Annotated in this window: 11 protein-coding genes and 1 pseudogene; 3 read left to right on the top strand and 9 right to left on the bottom strand. The window is 76.1% G+C overall.

The genetic code is table 11. The features are described 5' to 3' along the window. Positions 1 to 64: 64 nt before the first annotated feature. The 4 genes from B0E53_RS28570 to B0E53_RS28555 form a co-directional block, all read right to left on the bottom strand. The gene (locus B0E53_RS28570) at positions 65 to 631 is read right to left on the bottom strand and encodes a dienelactone hydrolase family protein (RefSeq protein WP_107078851.1); all 567 of its coding nucleotides are present in this window, start codon (positions 629 to 631) and stop codon (positions 65 to 67) included. Positions 632 to 679: 48 nt separating this feature from the next. Continuing rightward, the gene (gene paaI, locus B0E53_RS28565; RefSeq protein ID WP_168215434.1) at positions 680 to 1,051 is read right to left on the bottom strand and encodes a hydroxyphenylacetyl-CoA thioesterase PaaI; all 372 of its coding nucleotides are present in this window, start codon (positions 1,049 to 1,051) and stop codon (positions 680 to 682) included. Between the two features lie 37 nt (positions 1,052 to 1,088). Continuing rightward, on the bottom strand, positions 1,089 to 2,396 hold the full coding sequence (gene paaK / locus B0E53_RS28560) for a phenylacetate--CoA ligase PaaK (RefSeq protein WP_107078853.1): 1,308 nt from the start codon (positions 2,394 to 2,396) through the stop codon (positions 1,089 to 1,091). A gap of 153 nt (positions 2,397 to 2,549) precedes the next feature. Next, positions 2,550 to 2,999 (bottom strand): MarR family transcriptional regulator, encoded by a 450-nt coding sequence (locus B0E53_RS28555; protein ID WP_107078849.1) that lies wholly within the window; start codon positions 2,997 to 2,999, stop codon positions 2,550 to 2,552. A 137-nt stretch (positions 3,000 to 3,136) separates the two neighbouring features. Between B0E53_RS28555 and B0E53_RS28550 the strand changes: the two genes are divergently transcribed. From B0E53_RS28550 to crcB, 3 genes are all read left to right on the top strand, one after another. Next, the gene (locus tag B0E53_RS28550) at positions 3,137 to 4,360 is read left to right on the top strand and encodes an MFS transporter (RefSeq protein ID WP_107078848.1); all 1,224 of its coding nucleotides are present in this window, start codon (positions 3,137 to 3,139) and stop codon (positions 4,358 to 4,360) included. A 162-nt stretch (positions 4,361 to 4,522) separates the two neighbouring features. Beyond that, a complete protein-coding gene (locus B0E53_RS28545) occupies positions 4,523 to 5,017 on the top strand; it encodes a CrcB family protein (protein ID WP_210406251.1) in 495 nt (164 codons plus the stop codon). Next, a complete protein-coding gene (gene crcB, locus B0E53_RS28540; protein ID WP_107078847.1) occupies positions 5,014 to 5,376 on the top strand; it encodes a fluoride efflux transporter CrcB in 363 nt (120 codons plus the stop codon). Before B0E53_RS28545 ends, crcB begins: the two co-directional genes overlap by 4 nt. A 15-nt stretch (positions 5,377 to 5,391) precedes the next feature. Here crcB and cobA read toward each other — a convergent pair whose 3' ends face one another. From cobA to cobJ, 5 genes and pseudogenes are all read right to left on the bottom strand, one after another. After that, positions 5,392 to 7,071, bottom strand: coding sequence for a uroporphyrinogen-III C-methyltransferase (gene cobA / locus B0E53_RS28535; protein ID WP_107078846.1), 1,680 nt, complete (start codon positions 7,069 to 7,071; stop codon positions 5,392 to 5,394). Then, a complete protein-coding gene (locus B0E53_RS28530) occupies positions 7,068 to 7,661 on the bottom strand; it encodes a precorrin-8X methylmutase (RefSeq protein WP_107078845.1) in 594 nt (197 codons plus the stop codon). Before B0E53_RS28530 ends, cobA begins: the two co-directional genes overlap by 4 nt. Further along, entirely contained in the window at positions 7,658 to 8,734 is a 1,077-nt protein-coding gene (locus B0E53_RS28525) for a HoxN/HupN/NixA family nickel/cobalt transporter (RefSeq protein ID WP_246835648.1), read from the bottom strand. The genes B0E53_RS28530 and B0E53_RS28525 overlap by 4 nt, the downstream gene beginning before the upstream one ends. Positions 8,735 to 8,760: 26 nt before the next feature. Further along, positions 8,761 to 8,919: pseudogene (locus B0E53_RS28520) on the bottom strand (4Fe-4S binding protein); the annotation flags it as partial. Further along, the coding region (cobJ, locus tag B0E53_RS28515) for a precorrin-3B C(17)-methyltransferase (RefSeq protein ID WP_107078842.1) at positions 8,907 to 9,656 on the bottom strand (750 nt) is incomplete at its 5' end. The pseudogene B0E53_RS28520 and the gene cobJ, both read right to left, overlap by 13 nt.

Below are 9,656 nucleotides of genomic sequence, written 5' to 3'. Positions count from 1 at the left end.
CGCGTCGCGGGCGGCCACCGCCACGGGCGCGGCCGGGCCGCGCCGAGGCGCCCGGGCGGTCGGTTCAGCGGTCGGCGAGGAACGCCAGGACGCGGTCCCAGGTGAGGGCGGCGGCCGGCGCGTCGTGGTCGGGCGTGCCGGGATCGGTGAAGAGGTGCCCGGCGCCCGGGTAGCGGTGCACGGCCAGCTCGGCGCCGGCCGCGGTCATCGCCCGCTGCCACTCGTCCACCTCGTCCGGCGTCTCGTACTCGTCGGGATCGGCGAGGTGCATCCGCACCGGCAGGCCGGGGCGTACCGAGCCGGGGTCGCCGCCGGTGCCGTGCAGCAGGAGCAACGCCGCCGCCTCCGGTCGCTCGGCCAGCAGCGCCCCGGCGACGCCGGCGCCCATCGAGAAGCCGGCCAGCACGGTCTCGGCGGGCAGGTCGGCCGCCGCCGCCCGAGCCCGGTCGAGGACCGCGTCCTGGCCGATCTTCTCGAACAGCGCGAAGCCGGCCTCGACGGTCTCCGCGGCCGGCACCTCGTACAGGTCGGGGGTGGCGACCCGGTGCCCGGCGGCGCGCAGCCGGTCGGCGGCGGCCAGCACGGCGGGCCGCAGCCCGTAGACGGAGTGCAGGAGCAGGATGTGTGCCATCGGCCCATCCTGGCCCGCGCCCACCGGGCGGTCCGGCCGGCGCGCCGGTCAGTCCCGGGCGATGGTGCGGCTGCGGCCCCGGAACTCGGCGACCACCTCGCCGTCCCGCCAGACCGTGACGTCGTAGATGCCGCTGCGGCCGTGCCGGACCCGCTCGGTGGCCCGGGCCTCCAGCAGGTCGCCCTCGCGGACCGGGCGCAGGAAGCTGATCTCGCCGCCGGCGGCCACGGTGGCCGGGCCGTGGCTGTTGCAGGCGAGCGCGAACGCGGTGTCGGCGAGCAGGAAGACGAAGCCGCCGTGGCCGATGGCGTGGCCGTTGAGCATGGCGGCGGTGACCCGCATCCGCGCCACCGCCGCGCCGTCGCCGGCCGAGACCAGCTCGATGCCGAGCCCCTTGGACGCCACGTCGGCGTCGAACATGTCGTGGGCCGCGGTGCGGCCGTCGTCGCCCGCCACGTCAGCGCCCCTGCCGCTGGTCGACGATCCGGCGCATCTTGCCCATCGAGCGCTCCACCCCGTCCGGCTCGATGACCTGCACCGCCACGCTGACCCCGATGGTGTTCTTGACCTGCTCGACCAGGGCCGCCCCGGCCCGCTCGGCCTCGTCGGCGGCCACCCCGGCCCGCCGCTCCACCTTGACGGTGAGGGTGTCCATCCGGCCCTGCCGGTCCAGCACGCACTGGAAGTGCGGCGAGAGCGCGGGCGTGCGCAGGATCAGCTCCTCGATCTGGGTCGGGAAGACGTTGACCCCGCGCACGATCATCATGTCGTCGGTCCGGCCGGTGATCTTCTCGATCCGGCGCATGGTCCGGGCGGTGCCGGGCAGCAGCCGGGTGAGGTCACGGGTGCGGTAGCGGACCACCGGCATGGCCTCCTTGGTGAGCGAGGTGAGCACCAGCTCGCCCCGCTCGCCGTCGGGCAGCACCGCGCCGGTGACCGGGTCGATGATCTCCGGGTAGAAGTGGTCCTCCCAGAGGTGCAGGCCGTCCTTGGTCTCCACGCACTCGACGGCCACCCCGGGGCCCATCACCTCGGAGAGGCCGTAGATGTCCACGGCGTGCATGTCGAGGCGCTGCTCCATCTCCCGGCGCATGTCCTCGGTCCACGGCTCGGCGCCGAAGATGCCGACCCGCAGCGAGGTGGACTTCGGGTCGACGCCCTGGCGCTCCATCTCGTCGACGATGGCCAGCATGTAGCTGGGGGTGACCATGATGACCTCCGGCGCGAAGTCGCGGATCAGCATGACCTGCCGCTCGGTCATGCCGCCTGATACCGGGATGACCGTGCAGCCCAGCTCCTCGGCGCCGTAGTGCGCGCCGAGGCCGCCGGTGAAGAGCCCGTAGCCGTACGCCACGTGCACCCGGTCGCCGGGGCGCCCGCCGGCGGCCCGGATGGAGCGGGCCATCAGCTTCGCCCAGGTGTCCAGGTCGGCACGGGTGTAGCCGACCACGGTGGGGCGGCCGGTGGTGCCCGAGGAGGCGTGCAGCCGGGCGATCCGCTCCCGGGGCACGGCGAACATGCCGAACGGGTAGTTCTCCCGCAGCTCGGCCTTGCCGGTGAACGGGAAGCGAGCCAGGTCGGTCAGTTCGCGCAGGTCGTCGGGGTGCACGCCGGCCGCCGCGAAGGCCCGCCGGTAGTGCGGCACGTTGTCGTACGCGTGTCGCAGCGACCGGCGCAGCCGGTCCAGTTGCAGCGCCCGCAGCTCGTCGACGCCGGCCCGCTCGACGGGTTCCAGCTCGTCCGGACGAGGGGTGCGGTCCTGCACGGTGGCCTCCTGCGCGACGGGTCCGCCGACGCCGCGTCGCGCCGGGCGGGTGCCGATCACCGTACGCCCGTACGGCCCGTCCTGCCAGGTCAGGGGTCGGCGCCGACCGTCAGGGGTGGCCTGGCTCGACGGGTGGAACCGCGGGTCGGCGGATCAGTGGGCGCCGGGGAGGCGGTGCAGCGCGTCGACCAGCGGAGCCAGTTCGGGGGTGCGCTCGGCCTCGGCGAGCGCGTCGGCGAGCACCCGGTCGTGGGTGGGGCGGGCCCGCCCGAGCAGCTCCGAGCCGGCCGGGGTCAGCTCGGTGTAGATGCCGCGCCGGTCGTCCGCGCAGAGGACGCGGGTGAGCAGGCCGCGCTCTTCCAGCCGGGTGACCAGGCGGGTGGTGGCGCTGCCGGAGAGCGCCGCGGCCCGGGCGAGCTGCCGCATCCGCATGTGCCAGCCGTGCTGCCGGGAGAGCGCGTCGAGCACCGTGTACTCCACGACGGAGAGGTCGTGCTCCGCCTGGAGCGCGCGTTCCAGGGCGGTCTCGATGAGGCCGTGCAGCGCGGCGAGCGTACGCCAGCCCTGCGCGCGGATCTCGACCGCGTCGTCGGCGATCCCCATGGCGCCCCCTCCGGTGTGACCTGGACGCCGCCCAGGTTACCACCCTTGCGCCGATATAAAGCGCGTGCAACTATCTCGTTGTCAGCGCGGGTAGTTGCGCACGCTTCCTTTCCTCGGACACATCGATTGGGTACGTCATGACACTGCGCACCTCGGCCCTCCCCGGCGGCCTGATCGCCCTGGCGATCGGGGCCTTCGGCATCGGGCTGACCGAGTTCGTGATCATGGGGCTGCTTCCCCAGGTCGCCGCCGATTTCGCGGTCAGCGAGTCGGTCGCCGGCTGGTTGATCTCCGGGTACGCCCTCAGCGTCGCCGTGGGCGGGGTGGCGCTCACCGCCGCCGTCACCCGGCTGCGCCGCAAGCCGGTGCTGCTCGGGCTGATGGTGCTCTTCATCGCCGGCAACCTGCTCTCCGCCCTGGCCGGCGACTACGGGACCATGCTGGCCGGCCGGATCGTCGCGGCGCTCTGCCACGGCGCGTTCTTCGGCATCGGCGCGGTCGTGGCGGCCGGTCTGGTCCCGCCGGCCCGCCGGGCGGGCGCGATCGCCATGATGTTCGCCGGCCTCACCATCGCCAACGTCCTCGGCGTGCCGTTCGGCACCTTCCTCGGCCAGCACCTCGGCTGGCGCGCCACGTTCTGGGCGATCACCGCCATCGGGCTGGTCGCGCTCGTCGGCCTCGCGGTCCTGGTGCCCGGACGCGGGCCGGCCACCGACGCCGCCCCCGCCGGCGGACTGCGCGGCGAGCTGCGGGCGTTCACCCACACCCAGGTCTGGTTCTCGCTGGTGGTCACCGTGCTCGGGTTCGGCGGCATGTTCGGCGCGTTCACCTTCATCGCGTACACGCTGACCGAGGTGAGCGGCTTCGCCGCCGGAACCGTGCCATGGCTGCTGGTGCTCTTCGGCGTCGGGCTCTTCGCCGGCAACCTGGCCGGTGGCCGGGCCGCCGACGTGTCGCTGTCCCGGACCCTGGTCACCGTCCTCGCGGTGCTCACCCTGGTGCTGGTCGGTTTCGCGCTGACCGCCGCGAGCCCGGCGCTGACCGTGGGCTCGCTGGTGCTGATGGGCGCGTTCGGCTTCGCCACCGTGCCGCCGCTGCAGATGCGGATCATGAGGTACGCCCGCCGGGCGCCGACGCTGGCCTCCGGGGCGAACATCGCCGCGTTCAACGTCGGCAACGCGCTCGGCGCCTGGCTCGGCGGGCTGACCATCGACGCCGGCCTCGGCTTCACCGCCCCGATCTGGGCCGGCGCCGGGCTCACCCTGCTCGGCCTCGCGGTGCTGCTGGTGGCCGAGCGGCAAGCCCGGCGTACCCCGGCGGACGCGGCGGACGCCCGCGAGCTGGCCGACGTGGCGGCCTGATGCGGCGGGCCCACGGCCGGACGGCCGTGGGCCCGGCCGGACCCGACAGGACCGGGCGGGACGGCGTTATGCTCGGCCCGGCGGTGGGGCCCGCCGTCCCGGAACCCGCCGGGAGAACCGCGACACGCTCGCCAACGGTCCCTGCCAGTGATGCCCGTCCTGGTGGGAGGCACCGTGACCGGACCGTCCGAGTTCCGCGTCGACCCCGACGTCGACCTGCACGTCCCCGCCGATCGGCGCGAGCTGGCCACCCACCCGGCGGCCCTGCTCGGGGTCATCGCCGCCGGCGGGGTGCTCGGCGCGCTGGCCCGCGCCGGGCTCCAGGCCGCGTTCCCGCACCCGCCCACCGGCTTCCCGTGGGCCACCTTCGGCATCAACGTCGCCGGCTGCCTGCTGATCGGCGCGCTGATGGCGGTGCTGACGGCCCGCCCGCCCGGCCCGCTCGTCCGGCCGTTCCTCGGCGTCGGCGTGCTCGGCGGCTTCACCACCTTCTCCACCTACGCGGTGGACGCCCAGCGGGCGATCACCGCCGGGGCGCCCGGCACCGCGCTGGCGTACCTGGCGGCGACCCTGGCCGGGGCGCTGCTGGCGGTCTGGGCCGGAGACGCGGTCGCCGGCCGGCTGCTGGCCCGCGCCGGGGTCGAGGCGGCCCGGTGACCGTCCTGCTGATCACGCTCGGGGCGGCGCTGGGCGCGCCGCTGCGCTACCTGACCGACCGGGCCGTGCAGGCCCGCCACGACTCCCCCTTCCCGTGGGGCACCCTGACCGTCAACGTCGCCGGGTCGCTGGTGCTCGGCGCGGTGGCCGCAGCGCCCGCCCCGCCCGCGGTGACCGCGCTGGTCGGCACCGGCTTCTGCGGCGCGCTGACCACCTGGTCCACGCTCAGCTACGAGACGCTGCGGCTGCACCGCGAGGGCGCGCGCGGGTACGCCCTGGCCAACGTGCTGGGCAGCCTCGCCGCCGGCCTCGCCGCGGCCACCGTCGGATACGCCCTGGCCCGCGCCGTCACCGGCTGATCCGCCGGACCGCGTTCACCCCCGCACCGGGACGGCCGCAGCGGGCGCCGGATCAGGGTCGGCGGCGAGCCCGACCACCGGTCCGACCACGAAGACCGCCGGCGGCCGGACCTCGTCCCGCCCGGCGAGCGCGCCCACCTCGTCCAGCCGGCACCGGGCCGTCCACTGGTCGGGGTGGCCGGCGTCCCGGACCGCCAGCACCGGTGTCTCGGCCGCCCGGCCGTGGGCGAGCAGCTCGGCGGCGATCCGCCCGACCGTGTCCACCGCCATGAGCAGCACCAGCGTGCCCCGCGCCCGGGCCAGCGCGGCCCAGTCCACCAGGGAGTCCGGGTGCCCGGGCGGCAGGTGTCCGGAGACCACGGTGACCTCGTGCGCCACGCCCCGGTGGGTCACCGGCACGCCGGCCAGGGCGGGCGCGGCCACCGCGCTGCTCACCCCGGGCACCAGCACCGTCTCCACCCCGGCCGCCGCGCAGGCGAGGACCTCCTCGTGGCCGCGACCGAAGACGTACGGGTCGCCGCCCTTGAGCCGGACCACCCGCTTGCCGGCGCGGGCGTACGCCACGAGCGTGTCGTTGATGGTCTCCTGGGCCATCGACGGGCCCCGGGGCACCTTCGCCGCGTCCACCACCAGCACGCCGGGACGGAGCCCGCGCAGCAGCCCGGCCGGGGCGAGCCGGTCGGCCACCACCACGTCGGCGGCGTCGAGCAGCGCCCTGCCGCGTACCGTGATCAGGTCGTCCGGGCCGGGCCCGCCGCCCACCACGGCGACCTGGCCGGGGCGCAACGCCGGCTCGTGGTGGTGGTCGGCGTGGTGGTGATGGTGGCCGTGGCCGTCCGCCGGGTCGTCGGGGTGGTGGTGCGGGGTCTGCGGCCGCCCCACCTTGTCCGCGAACCCGGGCAGCGCCACCCGGTACGCGCAGGTGTCGCAGTTCATCCGGATGTCCCCGCGCAGCGCCTCGGCGTGCCGTTCGAGGACCAGGTCGGCGAGGGCGTCGCAGTCGCCGATCACCTCGGCGACCCGTACGTCGAGGTCGGGACGGTCGACGGCGAACTCCCGGCTCTGTGCCACGATCCGGTCCGGCAGCACACCGGCGAAGAGGAAGTACGGGGCGACCACGATCCGCCGGGCGCCGAGCCGGCGCAGCCGCTCCAGCACGGCCGGCACGGACGGCTCCGCGAGGGAGACGAAGCCGGGTTCCACGCCGGCGTAGCCGCGCCCCTCCCAGAGCAGCCGGGCCACCTTGGTCACCTCGGCGTTGGCGTCCGGGTCGGTGGAGCCACGCCCGATCAGCGCGACCCAGGTGCCGGCCCGGTCGGCGCCGTCGAGCGCCGCGTCGATCCGCTCCGCCAGCACCTCCTGGAGCAGCGGGTGCGGCCCGAGCGGCCGGCCGTAGGCGTACCGTAGGCCGGGGTGGCGCCGCTTCTCCCGGGCGAGGGCGGCGGGGATGTCCCCCTTGCCGTGCCCGGCGGCGGCCAGCACCAGCGGCAGCGCCACCAGGCGGCGGTGGCCCCTCCCCGCGAGGGCGCCGACCGCGTCGGTCAGCGGCGGGCGGGACAGTTCGATGAAGCCGCCGTCGACGTCGCCGACGGCCTCCCGGCGGCGGATCCGCTCGACGAGCGCGGCGAACTGGCCGACGCCGGCGGCGCTGCGGGTGCCGTGCCCGACGATCAGCAGCGGGGTCCGGTCGTTCACTTGTCCTCCAGGTACAGCAGGGCGTTGAGGGCGGCGGCGGCCACCGCGGAGCCGCCCTTCTCCCCCACGTTGGACACGGCGGGCAGGCCGCTGGCCCGCAGCGCCGCCTTGGACTCGGCCGCGCCGACGAAGCCGACCGGCAGGCCGACCACCAGCGCCGGGGCCGCGTCGAGGCCGATCAGCTCGACCAGCGCGGTGGGGGCGCAGCCGACCACCCAGACCGCGCCCGGGCCGACCCGGTCGGCCGCGATCCGCACCGCCGCCGCCGAGCGGGTGATGCCGGCGGCGCGACCCAGGTCGGCGGCGGCCGGCTCGGCGACCGGGCAGACAATCTCCCGGCCGGCCCGGGTGATGCCGGCGGCGACCATCCACACGTCGGTGACGACCGGCGCGCCGGCCCGCAGCGCGGCCAGCCCGGCGGCCAGGCCGTCCTCGTCGCAGACCAGGTCGGTGACGTAGTCGAGGTCGGCGCTGGCGTGCACCACCCGCTCGGTGACCGCCCGGGTCAGCGGCGGCAGGTGGGACAGGTCGACCCGGTCGCGCAGGATCCGGTACGACTCCGCCTCGATCGGGTGCACGGTCCGCGTCATGACTCCGCCCGCCCGTAGCGGCGGTCGTGGCCGCGCAGCCGCCAGAGCAGCACGGCGCCGCCCCAGGCGAGCGCGAAGAGGCCCACCACGGCGTAGCCGAGCTGCTCGAAGTGGTCGGCGATCGAGGCGTACCCGGACAGGGCGGTGACGCCGAGCTGATCGGCGAACAGCACGGCCAGGTAGACGCTGGCGACCAGGCCGCCGACCAGCACGGTCATCGTGGTGGTGGCCAGGTTGTACCAGAGCCGCCGGGCCGGCTGCCGGTACGCCCACGAGTAGGCGCGGCTCATCAGCAGGCTGTCCGCGGTGTCCATGGCGGACATCCCGGCGGCGAAGAGCAGCGGCAGGGTGAGCAGGGCCAGCACCGGCAGCCCGCCGGCGGCGGCGGTGCTCGCCGAGAGCGCCAGCAGCGTCACCTCGCTGGCCGTCTCCAGGCCGAGCCCGAAGAGGAAGCCGACCGGGGCCATGTGCCAGGAGGAGCGGACCAGGGTGCGGGCCCGGGCCCCGAGGATCCGGTGCATCAGGCCCCGGTTGAGCAGCAGGAGGTCCAGCTCGGTCTCGTCCAGCGCGCCGGCGCGCAGCCGCCGCCAGAGCCGGGCCAGCCCGGCCAGCACCGCCGCGTTGAGAACGGCCACCAGCAGCAGGAACCCGGAGGCGGTGACCACCGCGACGGTGGCGCCGACCTCGCGGACGCCGGCCATCCGGGCACCGGACAGCCGGCTGGAGGCGAGCCCGACGACCAGGGCGAGCAGCAGCACCACGGCGCTGTGCCCGAGGGCGAAGAAGAAGCCGACGCCGACCGGCCGCCGGCCGCGCAGCAGCATGAGCCGGGTGGTGTCGTCGATGGCGGCGATGTGGTCGGCGTCGAAGGCGTGCCGCACCCCCAGCACGTAGGCCAGGGTGCCGGCGCCGGCCAGCCCGCCGGCCGCCACCGGCTGGTGGTTCCAGTACAGGTAGAGGGTCACGCCGGCGACGTGCAACGCGGCGACCGCGCAGACGATGCCGCCGAGGCGGGCCCGCTCGGCGCGGCTCCAGCGGCCGACAGGCGGGGCGGCGGTCGGGGTCGAGGTCATCGCTCTCCTCCGGGTTCGGGGTCGACGCGGATGGCGTCCACGGGGCAGATCTCCAGGCATTCGAGGCAGCCGGTGCAGCGGTCGGTGACCCGCAGGCCGGCGGGGGTCGGGCGGATGGCATGGACCGGGCAGGTGAGCAGGCAGGCGCCGCAGCCCTGGCAGGGGCCGATGGTCACGACCGCCACCGGTACCCCCGGGGCGTGACCATCCGGCCGGCGACCACCCGGGTCTGCGAGCTGCCGACCACCACGACGCTGTACATGTCGACCAGCGCCGGGTCGAGGGTTGCGAGGGTGGCCAGGTGCACCCGCTCGCCCGGCCGGCTGGCGTTGCGCACCACGCCGACCGGGGTGTCCGGCGGGCGGTGCGCCGCGAAGGTCTCCAGCGCCGCGCCGAGCTGCCAGTCCCGGGTGCGGCTGCGCGGGTTGTAGAGCAGCGCCACCAGGTCGCCCGCGGCGGCCGCGGCCACCCGACGGGCGATCACCTCCCACGGCGTGTGCAGGTCGGACAGGCTCAGGTAGACGTGGTCGTGCCCGAGCGGCGCGCCGAGCAGCGCGGACGCGGCGAGGCCGGCGGTCACCCCGGGCACACCGACCACGTCGATCCGGTCGTCGGCGTACTCCAGGGCGGGGCTGGCCATCGCGTACACCCCGGCGTCGCCGGAGCCGACCAGAGCGACGGCGTGGCCGGCGGTGGCCTCGGCGACGGCGGCCCGGGCCCGCGCCTCCTCCGCGCCGAGCCCGCTGGCCAGCACCCGGGTGCCGGGGCGGAGCAGATCGCGGACCTGGTCGAGGTACTGGTCCAGGCCGACCACCACGGCGGCCCGGCGCAGCTCGGCCACGGCTCGCGGGGTGCGCAGGTCGGCCGCACCGGGACCGAGCCCGACCAGCGCGAGCCGGCCGCGCGGGGCCTGCCGGGCCAC

Origin of the sequence: Micromonospora sp. MH33 (assembly GCF_003013775.1) — a bacterium.
Lineage (GTDB): Bacteria > Actinomycetota > Actinomycetes > Mycobacteriales > Micromonosporaceae > Micromonospora > Micromonospora fulviviridis.
The sequence above is the reverse complement of the archived record's forward strand: the minus strand, read 5'-3'. Positions and strand labels throughout refer to the sequence as shown.